Origin of the sequence: Bacillus sp. XT-2 (assembly GCF_025696525.1) — a bacterium.
GTDB classification, from domain to species: Bacteria; Bacillota; Bacilli; order Bacillales; family Bacillaceae; genus Bacillus; species Bacillus halotolerans.
Genome location: NZ_JAHVOC010000001.1, coordinates 348,935 through 365,914, shown reverse-complemented (window position 1 = coordinate 365,914; position 16,980 = coordinate 348,935). Strand labels below are relative to the sequence as shown.

General features: G+C 45.6%; 17 protein-coding genes, 1 other RNA gene and 1 other annotated feature. Of the genes, 5 read left to right on the top strand and 13 right to left on the bottom strand.

From position 1 onward, the window contains the following. Positions 1 to 18: 18 nt before the first annotated feature. The 3 genes from KXD37_RS01905 to KXD37_RS01895 all read left to right on the top strand — a co-directional run bounded on the left by KXD37_RS01905 (position 19) and on the right by KXD37_RS01895 (position 2,227). A complete protein-coding gene (locus KXD37_RS01905) occupies positions 19 to 840 on the top strand; it encodes a transporter substrate-binding domain-containing protein (protein WP_024122305.1) in 822 nt (273 codons plus the stop codon). 63 nt (positions 841 to 903) lie between these two features. After that, positions 904 to 1,554 carry an amino acid ABC transporter permease gene (locus KXD37_RS01900; RefSeq protein ID WP_024122306.1) on the top strand — a complete coding sequence of 217 codons (651 nt, stop codon included), beginning with the start codon at positions 904 to 906 and terminating at the stop codon, positions 1,552 to 1,554. Positions 1,555 to 1,570: 16 nt separating this feature from the next. Next, entirely contained in the window at positions 1,571 to 2,227 is a 657-nt protein-coding gene (locus KXD37_RS01895) for an amino acid ABC transporter permease (RefSeq protein ID WP_263463218.1), read from the top strand. Between the two features lie 33 nt (positions 2,228 to 2,260). On the opposite strand, the gene KXD37_RS01890 is transcribed toward KXD37_RS01895, so the two are convergent. The 8 genes from KXD37_RS01890 to cymR form a co-directional block, all read right to left on the bottom strand. Then, positions 2,261 to 2,392 (bottom strand): YrzQ family protein, encoded by a 132-nt coding sequence (locus KXD37_RS01890; protein WP_024122308.1) that lies wholly within the window; start codon positions 2,390 to 2,392, stop codon positions 2,261 to 2,263. A gap of 21 nt (positions 2,393 to 2,413) precedes the next feature. Then, entirely contained in the window at positions 2,414 to 2,605 is a 192-nt protein-coding gene (locus tag KXD37_RS01885; RefSeq protein WP_010335110.1) for a hypothetical protein, read from the bottom strand. An 11-nt stretch (positions 2,606 to 2,616) separates the two neighbouring features. Next, positions 2,617 to 3,141, bottom strand: a complete 525-nt coding sequence (locus tag KXD37_RS01880) for a PRC-barrel domain-containing protein (RefSeq protein WP_106022554.1) — start codon at positions 3,139 to 3,141, stop codon at positions 2,617 to 2,619. Between the two features lie 58 nt (positions 3,142 to 3,199). Then, entirely contained in the window at positions 3,200 to 5,596 is a 2,397-nt protein-coding gene (locus KXD37_RS01875; protein WP_127696706.1) for an ATP-dependent RecD-like DNA helicase, read from the bottom strand. Between the two features lie 24 nt (positions 5,597 to 5,620). Further along, positions 5,621 to 6,241 carry a tetratricopeptide repeat protein gene (locus KXD37_RS01870; protein ID WP_081638347.1) on the bottom strand — a complete coding sequence of 207 codons (621 nt, stop codon included), beginning with the start codon at positions 6,239 to 6,241 and terminating at the stop codon, positions 5,621 to 5,623. An 84-nt stretch (positions 6,242 to 6,325) separates the two neighbouring features. Beyond that, on the bottom strand, positions 6,326 to 7,441 hold the full coding sequence (gene mnmA, locus KXD37_RS01865) for a tRNA 2-thiouridine(34) synthase MnmA (protein WP_004398509.1): 1,116 nt from the start codon (positions 7,439 to 7,441) through the stop codon (positions 6,326 to 6,328). Positions 7,442 to 7,469: 28 nt separating this feature from the next. Beyond that, a complete protein-coding gene (locus KXD37_RS01860; protein ID WP_103672584.1) occupies positions 7,470 to 8,612 on the bottom strand; it encodes a cysteine desulfurase family protein in 1,143 nt (380 codons plus the stop codon). A 19-nt stretch (positions 8,613 to 8,631) separates the two neighbouring features. Then, positions 8,632 to 9,048, bottom strand: a complete 417-nt coding sequence (gene cymR / locus KXD37_RS01855; protein ID WP_003225879.1) for a cysteine metabolism transcriptional regulator CymR — start codon at positions 9,046 to 9,048, stop codon at positions 8,632 to 8,634. Positions 9,049 to 9,249: 201 nt separating this feature from the next. Between cymR and KXD37_RS01850 the strand changes: the two genes are divergently transcribed. Continuing rightward, positions 9,250 to 10,515 (top strand): replication-associated recombination protein A, encoded by a 1,266-nt coding sequence (locus KXD37_RS01850; protein WP_254517801.1) that lies wholly within the window; start codon positions 9,250 to 9,252, stop codon positions 10,513 to 10,515. A gap of 41 nt (positions 10,516 to 10,556) precedes the next feature. On the opposite strand, the gene KXD37_RS01845 is transcribed toward KXD37_RS01850, so the two are convergent. From KXD37_RS01845 to KXD37_RS01825, 5 genes are all read right to left on the bottom strand, one after another. Then, entirely contained in the window at positions 10,557 to 11,321 is a 765-nt protein-coding gene (locus KXD37_RS01845; RefSeq protein ID WP_059293512.1) for a ThiF family adenylyltransferase, read from the bottom strand. A gap of 83 nt (positions 11,322 to 11,404) precedes the next feature. After that, positions 11,405 to 11,597: non-coding RNA, 6S RNA (ssrS, locus tag KXD37_RS01840), on the bottom strand. A gap of 60 nt (positions 11,598 to 11,657) precedes the next feature. After that, positions 11,658 to 13,436: an aspartate--tRNA ligase gene (gene aspS / locus KXD37_RS01835; RefSeq protein ID WP_024122315.1), complete on the bottom strand. Its 1,779-nt coding sequence runs from the start codon at positions 13,434 to 13,436 to the stop codon at positions 11,658 to 11,660. A 13-nt stretch (positions 13,437 to 13,449) separates the two neighbouring features. After that, positions 13,450 to 14,724 (bottom strand): histidine--tRNA ligase, encoded by a 1,275-nt coding sequence (gene hisS / locus KXD37_RS01830; RefSeq protein WP_024122316.1) that lies wholly within the window; start codon positions 14,722 to 14,724, stop codon positions 13,450 to 13,452. Positions 14,725 to 14,814: 90 nt separating this feature from the next. Beyond that, positions 14,815 to 15,045, bottom strand: a binding site (T-box leader). Between the two features lie 59 nt (positions 15,046 to 15,104). Next, positions 15,105 to 15,275: a YrzK family protein gene (locus KXD37_RS01825; RefSeq protein WP_010335119.1), complete on the bottom strand. Its 171-nt coding sequence runs from the start codon at positions 15,273 to 15,275 to the stop codon at positions 15,105 to 15,107. 133 nt (positions 15,276 to 15,408) lie between these two features. On the opposite strand from KXD37_RS01825, the gene KXD37_RS01820 reads away from it, so the two are divergent. Then, positions 15,409 to 16,962: an SH3 domain-containing protein gene (locus tag KXD37_RS01820; protein ID WP_106020185.1), complete on the top strand. Its 1,554-nt coding sequence runs from the start codon at positions 15,409 to 15,411 to the stop codon at positions 16,960 to 16,962. Positions 16,963 to 16,980: the final 18 nt, after the last annotated feature.

The following is a 16,980-nucleotide window of genomic DNA, read 5'->3' as shown; positions in this document are numbered from 1 at the left end:
AGAAATGGGGGAGTTTGTATGAAAAAGATTTTATCGTTAGCATTGATTTCTTTAATCGCTGTTGTCATGCTTGCTGCATGCGGAAGCAAGGGGTCAAACGGAGAAAGCGCAAAGGATAGCAAAAAAGATACATTAGCTGCCATTAAAGATCAAGACAAAATTGTTTTCGGTGTTAAAACCGACACCAGGCTGTTCGGCCTGAAAAACCCAAGCTCAGGTGATATCGAGGGATTTGACATCGACATTGCCAAACAAATCGCTAAAGATATTTTAGGCGACGAAAACAAAGCTGAATTTAAAGAAGTCACATCAAAAACAAGGATCCCGATGCTTCAAAACGGAGATATCGACGCCATTGTCGCAACGATGACGATCACTGATGAACGAAAAAAGGAAGTTGACTTTTCCGATGTCTATTTTGAAGCAGGCCAATCACTTCTCGTGAAAAAAGGCAGCAAGATCAAAAGTATTGAGGACCTTGGCAAAGGCTCGAAAGTTCTCGCTGTAAAAGGCTCCACTTCCTCTCAAAACATACGCGAAAAGGCGCCTGATGCGAGTGTATTAGAGTTCGAAAACTACACCGAAGCCTTTACAGCGCTGAAATCCGGTCAAGGCGATGCTCTCACAACGGATAATGCCATTTTATACGGAATGGCTGACGAGAATAAAAATTATCAATTAACAGGAGAACCATTCACGGATGAGCCATATGGAATTGCCGTAAAAAAAGGACAATCGGCTCTCGCAAAAGAAATTAACGCTTCTCTCGAAAAGATGAAATCGGACGGTAGATATGACGAGATTTATAAAAAATGGATTAAAGAAGAACCAGCTGAATAACGAACATCCCGGGGTGAGCAGGCGATGCTCATCCCGATTTTATAAGGAGAGTGAATAAAGCATATGAATGTGTCTATTCTATTCGATAACTTCGACATGTATATGGACGGTTTTTACCACACGCTGCTCGCAAGCCTGATCGCGCTGGCCGGCAGCTTTGCGCTTGGCGTTCTTGTCGCGGTGATGAGAATAACAGTATTTAAGCCCTTGCAATGGCTCGGGACGGCTTATGTCGAATTTATCCGCAATATCCCCTTGCTTTTGATTACATTTGTCTTTTACTTTGGACTTCCAAATGCGGGTCTGAGGCTGGATGGATTCCAAGCGGGTACCGTTGCGCTCACAATTTATACGTCTGCTTTTATCGCAGAAGCCATCAGAGCCGGCATCCAGTCTGTTTCAAAAGGGCAAATGGAAGCAGCAAGATCGTCAGGCTTTACCTACAGCCAGGCGATGATATATATCATTTTGCCCCAGGCGATCAAAATTGTGATCCCCCCCTTGGGCAATCAATTTTTAAACTTGGTCAAAAACTCGTCTATTCTCGGGGTTGTTGCCGGATTGGATCTCATGTATCAGGCGGATTTGGTGTCATCAAGCACGCTCGTCGTTTTTGATGTCTATATCTTTGTGGCACTCTTTTACTTAGTGCTGACGATACCGCTTAGTATCGGTGTTAACTATTTGGAAAAACGGCTGGAAAGAAGCTATTGATAAGGAGTGAAAAACATTGGATTTCATCGGAGCTTATTCATCTGAACATTTAGCTTTTTTATGGGACGGCTTTCTCGTCACACTGTACGTTGCATTTATTTCTATCATTCTGAGCTTTATTTTTGGGTTGATCGCAGGTACTCTCCGCTATGCGAAAATCCCAATTCTTTCTCAACTGATTGCCGTTCTCGTTGAAACGATCAGAAATCTCCCCTTATTATTAATTATTTTCTTTACGTTTTTCGCCCTGCCGGAAATTGGGATCAAACTTGAAATTACAGCTGCCGCTATTACAGCCTTAACAATCTTTGAATCCGCCATGCTTTCTGAAATCATACGGAGCGGCCTGAATTCAGTTGACAAAGGGCAGATTGAAGCGGCGCGTTCCTCCGGTCTTAGCTATACACAGACACTTTTCTCTATTGTGATGCCTCAGGCGCTTCGCCGGATGGTTCCGCCGATCGTAAGCCAGTTTATTTCTTTATTAAAGGATACATCGCTAGCTGTTGTGATTGCCCTGCCTGAGCTTATTCATAACGCGCAGATTTTAAACGGGCAAAGCGCTGACGGCAGTTATTTTTTACCGATTTTTCTGCTGGCGGCATTGATGTATTTTGCAGTCAATTACAGTCTTTCACTTGCAGCCAGACGCCTAGAGGCACGGCAGACATAAAAAGGATACTCTAAAGAGAGTATCCTTCATTCCTTAAAACATCTTCATCATTCTTTTTCTCATCCGCTTCATGCTTCGATTATTCAGCATGTCAGATTGAGTTGCCATTCGGTACACGAGAGCCCCGGCTCCCAGCGCCAAAAGAGAAGTCATTGTCCGATTCATCCTGCGCATCTCCTTTCGTTATTAAAAATTGATGCTGCGTTCATCCTCAGAAAACAAATCATCCAGGCTGCTTAGCGTTCCGTCTTCTTCCACTTGATGAGTTTCAATCTTCCCTTTGACCACTGTCAGCTCAATGAAACAGCCCCAGCAATAATATTGGTTCACGCCGATTTTCCCGATATCCTTACTTTTGCAGTTCGGGCATATAAGCATATCTCACACCTCTATCCGTTCAGAACGATCTCGTCTTTCCGCACCTCTACAAGCGAATCCGCTCTTTGGATCTGGCGTTTGCACCCCGCCAAGTCAGAAAAGAAACCGTCCGAGAGTTCATATGCTACGATTATGCCCTTGTCCAAACAAAAGTATACATCTTCCAGCATCCCCAAAATATCACCCTCTTGCGATTTCACGAGCTTCATTTTCATCTGCTCATATGTGAAGCATGATTTCGGAAGAGGCAAAAGCTGTTCTGAATTGACTGCGGCCAATATCCGGTCATGAAGAATGCAACTGATATCACATGCTCGTAAAAGCGCATGATGGTTATGAAAAAGACGTTTTTGTTCAAGAATAAATCCGAGACAATTTCCTTCAAGAGAAAAACAAATATCAGAAATCGTCCCAAGATAAACAGAAGTTTGTTCTGAATATACAGGAAAACCTTCTACCTCATGGCATGTTCTCAAAGTGTGATCAACCACCTTTTGTTGAACAGGCTTAGGTTTTGCTTTTCGCCTTTGACACATACGATGAAATCACTTCCACCCCCAATGAAAAAAGCTCCCGCAAACACGGGAGCCCTTTTTACAGCTGTTCTTCTTTCATAAAATCGAATGGCGTAATGCCTTCCATTCCGATATTTGCGTCGTGCACGCTGAACGGGAGCTCTTTTTGCAAAGCCGCCAGCTCAGCATCCATTTCAGCCGCCTGCGCTGACAGCCTGTTTTTTAATGAGGTCTGTCTGACAGTCGCGTCATTATTTTTCACGCCCCACTCCAGCGCTTCCTCTTCCCCGCATAAAATGAGAAATTTCTTCGCCCTCGTGATGGCAGTATATAGAAGGTTTCTTCTGAGCATTCTATAGTAGCCCTTCACTACAGGAAGAACCACGATCGGAAATTCACTGCCCTGCGATTTATGAATAGAGCAGCAATACGCATGAGTAAACTGACTGAAGTCTTTTTTCGTAAATGTCATTTCATTGCCGTCAAAAGAGACAACAGCCATGTCTTCTTTTTCTGTATTTTCCTTCGCGTAGAAAATGGAAGTGATTTCTCCAATATCGCCGTTAAACACATTGTTTTCCGGCTGATTGACAAGCTGCAAAATTTTATCCCCGGTTCTATAGACAACGTCACCGAACTTAATTTCCCTCCGCTTTTCTTTTGGAGGGTTTAAAATATCCTGCAACATCACATTCAGCTCATTGATTCCGGCTTTCCCTCTGTACATCGGTGCGAGGACCTGAATATCTTTTGCCGTATATCCTTTTTTCAATGCATTCGCGACAACCTTCTCAACCACTTCTTTAATTTGCGAACCACCGCAGCGAATAAAGGAACGATCCTTTGTCGGGGCCGTCAGGTTGTTCGGAAGCAGCCCGTTTTTCATCTCGTGGGCAAGCTCGACAATCGACGATCCTTCCGCTTGCCGATAGATGTCTGTCAGTCTTACGGTCGGAATCACCTGGGATGCCAAAAGGTCTCTGAGCACTTGACCGGGTCCGACGGAAGGCAGCTGGTCTTCGTCTCCGACAATGATGATTTGAATATGGTCAGGGATCGCTTTGAACAAATGATTCGCAAGCCATATATCGAGCATACTCGCTTCATCGATAATCAAAAGCTTCCCTTCAATCGGCTGGTCCTCTGTATGAGTAAATCCTTCCGCGCCGTTCCAGCCGAGCAGCCGATGTATCGTAACCGCCGGAAGACCCGTTGACTCACTCATTCGTTTCGCCGCTCTACCTGTAGGCGCGGCCAGCACAATCGGAAAGGCTTCATCTTTTTTATAATCCGACGGATCAAGCGAAGCACCGTGGAGTTCTCCATACAATTCCACAATGCCTCTGATGACCGTTGTTTTACCGGTACCCGGCCCTCCCGTTAAAAGAAGCATCGGTGACGACAGCGCTTTTTGTATCGCTTCCTTCTGACTCGGCGCGTACTGAACATTCATACGCTCTTCCAATTCCCCTAAAGCCAGAAGGAATTCTGATTCAGGAAACTGGTCGTCATATTCGGTTTGGCTTGCGATCTGTTTCACACGCTTTGCAACATTTTGTTCAGCGAAAAACAGCGACGGAAAGTAACATCGTTCATCTTCAATGACAATATCCTTATTCTCTCCAAGCGCAATCATTGCATTAGCGGCATCCATTTCTGTAATGCGCTGTCCATCTGCCGCTGACTGATTTAACAGCGTTTGGGTTTCGATAATCAGCTGCTTCGTTTCTATGTACGTATGCCCTTCTGAAAGGCATGTCGTTTCAAGCGTGTACAAAATAGCCGCTTTTATCCGCTCAGGATGATTCCCTGAGAGCCCCATTCTTCCGCCAAGCTCATCTGCTTTTCCAAAGCCTATGCCTTCCACGTCTCTCACAAGCTGATAAGGGTTTTCCTGAATTTTCTCAAGCGTCTCGGATTCATAGGCCTGATAGATTTTCATAGACAGCTGAGGGCCGAACCCAAATTGATTCAGCGAAATCATAATTTGCTCCAGTCCCTGATGCCGCTGCAAAGCACCGGCAAGGGTGTCAGCTTTCTTTTTTGACAGTCTCGGAACATCATAAAGGACTGAAGAATCAGCCAAAATTTTATTAATCGCACTGTCACCCAGTTTTTTTACAATCTCTTCAGCGGTTTTTTTACCGATTCCTTCAAACAGATCGCTCGACAAATACTGAATGACACCTTCTTTTGTTGTCGGGATCTCCTTTTTGAAATGCTCAGCTTGAAATTGCAGTCCGAACTTTGGGTGAGTAACGGTTTTTCCGTAAAACGTGTAGGTCTCTTCTTCTTGAAGCGCAGGGAAGTAGCCCGTCACGGATACGACTTTATCTTCAATAGCTTCGGAGGTCTCTCTGACTTTCACTTTCAGAACCGTATATAAATTGGCGTCATTGTGATAAATGACGGTGTTTACTGTCCCTTTTAAAAAGGGCTCCTCCTCCATTTTCAGCTGATCCGGGTGCTGCTGCACGAGCCGTCCCTCCTCCTGAGCTTTTTATGATGGGTCGATCAGTTTTTTTGCATGAAGCGCCAGCATATGATCGGGCTGGATTTCGATAGCCTTGTCCAGCATTTCAAGCGCTTTTTCACGATTTTCTTTATAAGCATAAGCGACACCGGAATTATAAAACGCATCCGCGTGCCCCGGGTCTTGCTCTGTTACAGCTTCGAATTGGCTGAGTGCTTCGTCCAGCATGCCTTCGTTCGCTAAGCACATCCCGAATTGGAAACGCGCTTCTGCATCGTTTTCATTCAGCTCGACGGCTCTTTGTAAATATGGCAGAGCGAGCTTAGGCTGCTCAAGCTTTACGAGAACGGTTCCAAGCATGTAGAAAAGATCACCGTTCTCCATTCCGGCACGCAGCGCTTTTTCAAACATGTCTTTCGCTTCTTTGTACATTTCTTTTACAACATAGACATTTCCTGCTCCATAATAAGCAGTGGCTGCCCCGCTGTCTAAGTCAAGCGCTTTTTCATAAAACGCAAGCGCCCGTTCCAGTTCATTTACTGATGAAAGCAGGTTAGCAAAGTTAATATACGGAATTGCGTCTTCTTTGTTCTCTTCAATCGCTTTTGTAAAAGCCTCTGCCGCTTTTTCGTAATCGCCTTCCTGCATTGCCTCTATACCGGCTTGATTGTAGTCCACAGACATCTTCCTTTCATTAAAAAACCCCAACTCGCTGTTGAGGTTTTTTTCATTTTATACATACCACAATTTTGTTCCGTCTTTATATACGTCATCGATGGTTCCGCCGCCAAGGCATTCTTCGCCATCATAAAAGACAACGGCTTGTCCCGGTGTGACAGCACGGACCTGTTCGTCGAAGATAACCTCCGCTTCGCCTTCCCCAGTCATTCGAACCGTGACTTTATGGTCTTCTTGACGGTAACGGAATTTAGCCGTGCAGGAAATCTCTTCGCCCTTCATGATATCCGAACGAACCCAGCTGATATTGGTTGCTGTGATTTTATCGGAGTAAAGGAGCGGGTTGTGGAACCCTTGATCCACGTAAAGGATGTTCTTTTCAAGATCTTTACCGACCGCAAACCACGGCTCGCCGCTTCCGCCGATGCCAAGGCCGTGACGCTGTCCGATCGTGTAGTACATTAACCCGTCATGGCGTCCTTTTACTTCGCCGTCCATCGTCATCATATCGCCCGGCTGTGCAGGGAGATATTGGCTAAGAAACGTTTTGAAGTTGCGTTCGCCGATAAAACAGATGCCTGTGCTGTCTTTTTTCGTTGCCGTTGCAAGTTCTGCTTCTTTGGCAATTTCACGCACACGGCTTTTTTGAAGCTCGCCGATCGGGAACATGACTTTGCTTAGCGTATCTTCTGTCAGCTGATTCAAGAAGTACGTTTGATCTTTGTTTTCATCAATGCCGCGCAGCATTCTGACTTTGCCGCCGCTTCTGTCGACCCTTGCATAGTGGCCAGTCGCTAAATAGTCGGCGCCAAGTGACAGGGCATGCTCCAAAAATGCCTTGAATTTAATTTCTTTGTTGCACAGCACATCCGGGTTTGGTGTTCTGCCTGCTTTATATTCATCGAGGAAGTATTGAAATACCTTCTCGTAATATTGCTTTTCAAAATTAACGGCATAGTACGGAATTCCGATTTGATTGCAGACGCGGATGACATCTTCATAATCCTCTGTCGCCGTACAAAAACCATTTTCGTCCGTATCATCCCAGTTTTTCATAAAGATTCCGATCACATCATAGCCCTGTTCTTTTAACAGCAGAGCCGCCACAGATGAGTCTACTCCGCCGGACATGCCGACAACGACTCTTGTATCCTCCGGCCGTTTTTCCATTTCATTCACTCCAATAATTAAGTCCGCCTTATTGTGTCAGCCGCTTTACAACGGCAGCCACATGTTCGGCAGCGGTTTTCACTTGCTCAGCCGTATTGCCGAGACCGAAGCTGATTCGAATTGAGGACGTCAGCCGGTCGCTCTCTTCACCGAACATGGCAGTCAGAACGTGTGATGGCAGGACTGAACCAGCGGTGCACGCTGATCCGCTGGAGACCGCAACTCCCGCCATATCAAGATTTACCAGCAGTGCCTCCACAGATGCACCGGGAAAATAAAGGTTCATGACATGCGGAAGGCTATGCTCTTGATCTCCATTGATCTCGAATGCCACATCGGCATCCTTAAGCGTACCGGCAATGATTGTTTTAAACGATTGATACTTCTCGTTTTTTTCGTCCCGTTCTTCGCCCGACAGCTTGACCGCTTCTTTCAGCCCGACAATTCCCGGAACATTTTCTGTTCCGGCACGGCGTTTTCTTTCTTGCTCTCCTCCGAATAACAGCGGAGAAAGCTTTACATCCTTACTTGCATATAAAAAGCCTGTCCCTTTTGGCCCGTTGAGCTTGTGCCCAGAAACAGACAGAAGGTCAATATGGCTGCTTTTCACATCAATTGGAAAAAACCCGAATGCCTGAACAGCATCGGTATGAAAATAAGCCGTGTGTTCCTTCAGCAGCTGGCCGATTTCATCGATCGGCTGCACAGTTCCGACTTCGTTATTTCCATACATCACTGTCACAAGGATTGTATCATCACGTAGTGCTTCTTTCACCTGATTTGCACTGACTCTGCCGTTTTCATCAACATCCAGATACGTCACTTCAAATCCGTCTTCCTCCAGTTTTTCGCAAGTGTGTAGCACGGCGTGATGCTCAATTTTTGTCGTGATGATATGTTTTCCCTGATCTTTTCTGGCAAGCGCAGTTCCCATTATCGCTAAGTTGTCGGCTTCCGTTCCCCCGCTAGTGAAAATAATTTCCTGTTCTGCCGCACCAATTTCAGCTGCAATCTGCGCTCTTGCTTCGTCCACCCATTTGCGTGATTCTCTTCCAAATGAATGAATGCTGGATGGATTGCCGAAATTTCCGGAGAAATGCGGTATCATTTTCTCCAGCACGCGATCATCCATCGGAGACGTTGCGGCGTGATCCAAATAAATCCGTTCCATTTTGTTTTACACCTCTGATTTAAATATAGAACATATAAGCTTCTTGCTCCCCATCTGTATAGCTGGCAAGGTCCTCTAATGTTGTGCTGTCTAACACTTCTTTGACGGCATCCCGTATGCGGATCCACAGCTCCCGCTTGGCAGGCTCCTCGTCTTCGAGCACTTCCACAGGGCTGATCGGACCTTCAAGCACGCGGATGATGTCTCCAGCTGTAATGGCATCCGGCTCACTGCCTAATACGTATCCGCCGTATGCGCCTCTGATGCTTTTGACTAAGCCGGCATTTCTGAGCGGTGAGACCAGCTGCTCTAAATAATGCTCTGACAAATTATTTGTCTGTGCGATGCTTTTTAATGAAGTCGGGCCTTCACCATGCTTTTTCGCGAGCTCGATCATAATGGTGAGACCGTATCTTCCTTTGGTTGATATTTTCAACATGAACACCTCTGTTATTTCATGATTTTCCACATATATAATGGTAATTTCTATATAATTCGTCCGTTTATTAAATAATAGACCAACTGCTATTATAGCATACCTTCTGCGAATTTTCATGGAAGCTGGCGGAAACGGGGCTTCCCCCTTTTCTAATTTCCGGTTTTCCGTTACCCTGTAATTAAGTAAGGAGAGATGATGATGAAGCCATTGGCATATCGGATGCGTCCGACGAAAATAGAGGATATTATCGGCCAGCAGCATCTGGTGGCTGAAGATAAAATTATCGGCAGAATGGTTCAGGCAAAACATTTGTCATCCATGATTTTGTACGGGCCGCCCGGAATTGGAAAAACCTCAATCGCAACAGCAATCGCCGGTTCAACAAGTATTGCTTTCCGCAAGCTGAATGCCGTTATTAACAATAAAAAGGATATGGAGATCGTAGCCCAAGAAGCCAAAATGTCCGGCCAGGTCATTTTGATTTTGGATGAAGTCCACAGACTCGATAAAGGAAAACAGGATTTTCTTTTGCCTTATTTAGAAAATGGCATGATTATTTTAATCGGCGCCACTACAGCTAACCCATATCACGCCATAAATCCGGCCATCAGAAGCCGAACGCAGATTTTTGAGCTAGAGCCATTAACACCTGAATTGATTAAACAGGCATTAGAGCGAGCTCTTCATGATGAGCACCGGGGGCTTGGCACATATTCCGTTTCAATTGATGACCAGGCGATGGAGCATTTTGCCCACGGATGCGGAGGAGATGTCCGTTCCGCTTTAAATGCGCTTGAGCTTGCCGTATTGTCAACGAAGGAGTCTGCGGACGGCGTGATTCACATCACGTTAGAGTCTGCGGAAGAATGCCTGCAGAAAAAGAGTTTTTCTCACGATAAAGACGGTGATGCGCATTATGACGTCTTGTCCGCTTTTCAAAAATCGATCCGCGGCTCTGATGCCAACGCCGCTCTTCACTATTTGGCCAGATTAATTGAAGCGGGTGACTTGGAAAGCATCGCGAGAAGACTGTTGGTTATCGCCTTTGAGGATATCGGCTTAGCCAGCCCGCAGGCCGGACCGAGAGTGCTGCATGCAGTTCAGACCGCCGAACGTATCGGCTTCCCTGAAGCGCGCATACCGCTGGCCAATGCGGTCATTGAGCTCTGTCTCTCGCCAAAATCCAATTCAGCTATTTTAGCAATCGATGAAGCGCTCGCGGACATCAGAGCAGGAAAAATCGGCGATGTCCCAAAACATTTAAAAGACGCGCATTATAAAGGGGCACAGGAACTTGGAAGAGGAATCGACTATAAATACCCTCATAATTACGAAAATGGATGGGTTGAACAGCAGTACCTCCCTGATCCTTTAAAGAACAAGCAATATTACAAACCGAAGCAAACTGGTAAATTTGAATCTGCGTTAAAGCAAGTGTACGATAAATTAATAAAAAGAAAATAAAAAAACAGCCTTGAATATGCTTCAAGGCTGTTTTTTATTCATTATTTATCCTTCACGCGTTTGATTTCAATATCTTTCAAAAGATCCATGACAACATGACCGCCCATAATCAATCCCGCAACTGACGGCACAAAAGCATTAGAGGAAGGCGGCATTTTGGCTTTGCGGATTTTCGCATCGTCATTTCCGACTTCTTTTCTGACGTCTTCCCGGATTACAATCGGGCTTTCATCGGAGAAAATCACTTGAACGCCCTTTTTGATGCCTTCTTTACGGAGTCTCGTACGAACCACCTTTGCGATCGGGTCAGTATGCGTTTTAGAAATATCTGCGATTTGGAAACGTGTCGGGTCTGTCTTATTCGCCGCACCCATACTGGAGATCAGCGGAATATCCCGTTTCAGACATTCTTTCATTAAATGGATTTTATAATGAATGGTGTCTGACGCATCAATCACATAGTCAAGGTTATACTCAAAGAATTGCTCATACGTTTCTTCCGTATAGAACATTTTTAACGAAATCACTTCACACTCGGGGTTAATGTCTGCAATACGCGCTTTCATTAAATCCACTTTCGGCTGACCGACAGTTGAAAGAAGAGCGTGAAGCTGACGGTTTACGTTTGTGATGTCCACATCATCCTTATCAACAAGCAGGATGCGTCCAACGCCTGAACGTGCAAGCGCCTCCGCTGCGAACGATCCGACGCCTCCAACTCCAAGCACAGCAACCGTGCTGTTTTTCAGCGTTTCAAGGCCTTCTTTTCCAATAGCTAATTCATTGCGTGAAAACTGGTGTAACAAGAACCTCACTCCACATTCGTAATCTGGTTTTCATATGATAAATGGCTATTACAGAAACAGCCGTTTTTTCTGCGCATAAAAAATAAAGTCCCAATTGTGCCGTTGCAGCTTTCCTTTGTTTTGAACCCGCTCTCAGCAGGTGGGTGCCCTCTTTTAAATCTTGTAAGTCCTCTTTACCGAATGAAAAGAGGCATGTACGCCATTTAAAAATGCGGGCTCCCAAATCAAAAAAATGTTCGGTCAAAACTAGGTGTACAACTAACACATCAGGACTTTATTTAACTTGTCAAAATCATATCATAGACGATTTTGATTTTCAAGAATCGAACTGCACATTCAGTTCTTTACTTTTGATTTAATAGAAAGGTGAAGTTCATCAAGCTGCGCGTCGCTTACTTCTCCCGGCGCATCTGTCATCAGACAGCTTGCACTTGCCGTTTTCGGGAAAGCGATCGTATCTCTCAGATTCGTACGGCCGGCAAGAAGCATCACGAGACGGTCTAAGCCAAGCGCGATTCCGCCGTGCGGAGGAGCGCCGTATTCAAATGCCTCAAGAAGGAATCCAAACTGTTCTGCTGCTTCTTCTTTTGTGAAACCAAGCAGTGCAAACATTTTTTCCTGAATATCCTTTTCGAAAATACGGATCGAACCGCCGCCAAGCTCATAGCCGTTTAAGACGAGGTCATAGGCTTGTGCTTTCATGTCCTCAGGCGCTGTTTCAATCAGCTCAAGGTCTTCGCGGACAGGCATTGTAAACGGATGGTGCGCTGCGTAAAAACGGCCTTCCTCCGCATCATGCTCTAAGAGCGGCCAGTCAATAACCCATAAGAAGTTGAAGAGGTTTTCATCAATGAGTCCCCGTTCTTTCCCAAGCTTTAAGCGCAGGGCTCCGAGTGATGCGGCAACAACTTCGAATTTATCCGCTCCGAACAGCAGCAAGTCACCCTCAGCGGCATTAAGTGCTTCAATCAGCTTAGACTGCTTTTCATCATCAAAGAATTTGGCGATCGGGCCTTTCACTCCGTCCGCTTCGACCTTCACCCAAGCAAGTCCTTTCGCTCCATAATTTGCGGCAAACGCGCCTAGAGCATCGATGTCTTTTCTTGAGTAATCGCCTGCCCCGCCTTTTACGTTGATGGCTTTGACTACACCGCCGTTTGCCACAGCTGATGAGAACACCTTAAATTCAGTATCTTTTACAATGTCAGATACATCTGTCAAAAGCATGTCAAAGCGAGTATCCGGTTTATCAGAACCGTATTTGTTCATCGCCTCGTCATACGTCATTCGAGGCAGAGGAAGCTTGAGTTCCACACCTTTCGTTTCACGCATAATCTTTGCCATCATATCCTCAGCCAATGACATAATGTCTTCCTGGCTCATAAAGGACATTTCAATATCGATTTGCGTAAACTCAGGCTGGCGGTCCGCACGCAAGTCCTCATCACGGAAACAGCGGGCAATCTGATAATAGCGTTCAACGCCTGAGACCATCAGAAGCTGTTTAAATAGCTGCGGAGATTGAGGGAGCGCATAGAATTCACCTTCGTGCACACGGCTCGGCACCAAGTAGTCACGTGCGCCCTCAGGTGTGCTTCCTGTTAAAATCGGCGTTTCAATATCAAGAAACCCTTTTTCATCTAAAAAGCCCCGAGCAGCTCTCGTCACGTTATGGCGCAGCTGGATCGTTTGAAACATAGCCGGTCTGCGCAAATCTAAGTAACGGTATTTTAAACGCACGTCCTCTGATACATCATCCGCTTGATCAGAAATGGCAAACGGAGGCGTCTTCGCAGCACTCAATACAGTCACTGCATCAGCGTGAATTTCAATCGCGCCTGTTTTCAAATTCTTATTCACTGTACCTTCTTCGCGCGCAACCACTTTTCCTTGAATATCAAGTACATATTCGTTTCTGATGCCTTCCGCAATAGCAAGCGCTTCTTTTGATACATCAGGGTTAAAAACGACTTGAACAATTCCCGTACGGTCACGCAAGTCAATAAAAATCAATCCGCCGAGGTCCCGTCTTTTTTGGACCCAGCCTTTCAGCGTTACAGATTCGCCAATTGCTTTTTCAGTCATTTCACCGCAATAATATGTTCTTCCAAACAATGCGTTCCACTCCTTATCCCTTTTGGTTTGCTTTCATCACATGTATCAATTCATCAAGAGCCACTTCAATCTGTTCGCCTGTTTTTGCATCCTTTACATTGATTTTGTTTTGAGCAAGCTCATCCTCTCCCAAAATCGCAATAAATCTGGCGTTGAGGCGGTCAGCTGTTTTAAACTGCCCTTTCATTTTCTTATTTTCGTAATCAATTTCACTGGAAATGCCGGCTTCTCTCAGTTTGTACACCAACGAAACGGAATAATCCTTCGCTTTTTCGCCAAGCGTCACGATATAGCAGTCAATCCCCTGATCAACAGGCAGTTCTCTTTTTTCAGCATCAATTGCGGCAAGCAGGCGTTCAATGCTCATCGCAAATCCGATGCCGGGCGCTTCTGGTCCGCCGATTTGCTCGACCAATCCGTCATAGCGGCCGCCGCCGGCAAGCGTTGTAATCGCGCCAAAGCCTTCCGCATTGCTCATGATTTCGAATGCGGTATGATTATAATAATCCAGCCCTCTCACAAGGTTAGGATCAATTTCATAAGAAATGCCGAGATCGTTTAAATATTGCTTCACTTTTTCAAAATAAGCGGCTGATTCTTCATTTAAGTAAGTAAGAATAGAAGGTGCCGATTTCATCAGCTCATGATCCCGGTCCTTTTTGCAATCCAAAATTCTGAGCGGATTGGTGTGCAGACGTGACTGACAGTCTGAACAAAATTCCTCGATGCGCGGCTCAAAGTGTTTCACGAGCGCTTCTCTGTAGCTTTTGCGGCTGTCCCGATCGCCAAGACTGTTTATCACAAGCTTGACGTTTTTCAAGCCGGCCTTCTGATAAATACCCATCGCCAGCGCCATTACTTCAGCATCTATTGCAGGGTCTTTCGATCCAATCGCTTCGATTCCAAACTGATAAAACTGGCGGTAACGGCCTGTCTGCGGACGTTCGTAACGGAACATCGGCCCGACATAATACAGCTTTGTCGGCTGAACAGGATTCGCAAATAATTTATTTTCATTAAAAGCGCGAACTGCTGCAGCAGTTCCCTCGGGGCGAAGCGTCAGGCTTCTGCCTTTGCGGTCCTGGAAGGTGTACATTTCTTTTTGTACAATATCCGTAGACTCCCCGACGCCTCTGGCGAACAGTTCTGTATGCTCAAAAATCGGCGTGCGGATTTCTTTATATTGATAAGTTCGGCAAGTGTCTCTCATGATTTGTTCAACATACTGCCAGCGCTCTGATTCTCCGGGCAGAATATCTTGTGTTCCTCTTGGAATGTTATATCCCATGTGTAGACCTCCTTATGTATCCCTTATAAAATATACATTTATCGTCAATGATGAAAAATAAAAAAACTCCCGCCCCTACTATACACATATAGTAGGGACGAGAGTTATACCCGTGGTGCCACCCTAGTTGGAATATTTTCGTATTCCCGCTCGATCCTTTAACGCAGGTTCACGTTCACTGCCTAATGACGGTATCACGCGTTCAGCAGGAAACCTCCGGAGTGTTGTTTCGAGAAAGACGCAATGGGAGCCGCTTTCAGCCTGGGGCGGTTCCTCTCTAGCCATGCAATCTGACCTACTCTTCTCCATTATTGGTTCAGTTTAATTATTATTTATTATGTACTCGATTTCTATTATAATAATGGCATTGCTGTACTCTGTCAAGCTTTATTCCGGTTGTTTTTCTGCTGTGATGCTTCTTTGGACATAAGACCAAATTCCGTTGCCGTTTCAGTGAGATAACCGATTGTATCAGGATCGGCATGATCACTGAAATGCAGGTTTCCTTCGCCGTCGTGAAATGCACGTCCCATTTTTGGATGATATTTCATGATTTGCACACCTTTTTCATTGGATTTATGCCTAGTATAAACAAATCATTTTATTTTTATTTAAAAATCAGAAAGGACTTTACGATATTAAGAAAGAATGCTTTTTTTTATGATCATTAGAAAGGAGGACACAATGAGCAAGAAACACTTTGTCCTTATTGTATGTATTATCGTCGCCGGGGCGCTTTTCCCGCCTTTTTCTGCCGTTACAGCCGCTCAGGGAGAAGCGGTCATCGCAACAGATGAAATGAACGTCAGAAGCGGCCCGGGGCTTAGCTACGGCATCATGGCGGAGGTGAAAAAAGGAGAACGCTACCCCATCTTGAAAGAAGACGGAGACTGGGTGCAAATACAGCTTGGTTCCGGAGATAAAGGGTGGGTTGTCTCCTGGCTTATTACTAAGGAAAAACAGTCAGGCACAAGCTCTACAGACAGCAGTGAAACTGTAACATCAACAGATCCCGATTTACGGATGAGAACAGGCCCTGGTACTTCATACGAAGTCATCGGCAAATTCCCGCAGGGCAGCCAAGCCGCAGTGATTGACAAGGATTCCGGCTGGATCAAAATATCATATCGAAATTCCACCGGATGGGTATCTTCCGAATACGTCACTTCAGGCAGCGGCAGTTCAGCGTCTGAGGAAAGTGATCAGACAGAATCATCTGGTTCAACAACGGGCACGGTTGGCGTTTCTTCACTGAATGTCAGAGGGTCCGCCTCACATGATGCAGCGATTATAACAAAACTCTCGCGAGGAACGAAACTTACAATCCTCGAAGAGAAAAACGGCTGGCTCCATATTGAAGTGAATGGGCTAAAAGGCTGGGTCGCAAGCCATTACATTGTGACCAGTTCTGACCCAGCTGAAGATTCAGCTGATGTCAGAAGTTCAGACAGTACAAAAAAAGCCTATATCGTATACGGAGGAACGAATTTAAGAAGCGATGCTTCAACATCAGCTTCTATCGTTAAACGCGCAGCCAAAGGCGATGCGTACTCCATTACCGGATCAAAGGGCAGCTGGTATGAAGTAAAACTTGACAATGGGCAGACCGCTTATGTCGCCAACTGGGTGGTACAGACGTCTAAAAGCGCTGAAGAATCCGGAGAGCCGCCTGTCGCTGATTCCGCTTCCGGAAGCGGGTCGCTGAAAAACAAAGCGATTGTTGTCGATCCGGGGCATGGAGGAAAAGACAGCGGAACAATCGGCTATTCAGGCCAATTCGAGAAAAAACTGACGATCAAAACGGCGAAACTGCTGGCCAGCAAACTTAGATCAGCAGGAGCAGACGTGTATGTGACACGGCAGGATGATACATTTGTCAGCTTACAGTCACGAGTCTCGACGTCTCACTACCGCAATGCAGACGCCTTCATCAGCATTCATTACGACAGCTTTGCGGATACTTCTACAAGGGGAAGCACAGCTTATTACTACAGTCCTGCAAAGGATCAGGAACTGGCATCAGATGTACACTCTGAAGTGGTTAAGCGATCTTCAATTCCTGACCGCGGCGTACTGTTCGGAGATTATTATGTGCTCCGTGAAAACAAACAGCCCGCTATGCTGTACGAGCTAGGATATGTAAGCCATCCGCAGGAAGAAGCCATTGTACATAGCAATTCATATCAAGAAAAAGTAACAGACGGAATTGAGAGCGGATTGGAGAAATATTTTCAATAAAAAAAGCTGCCTTTTGGC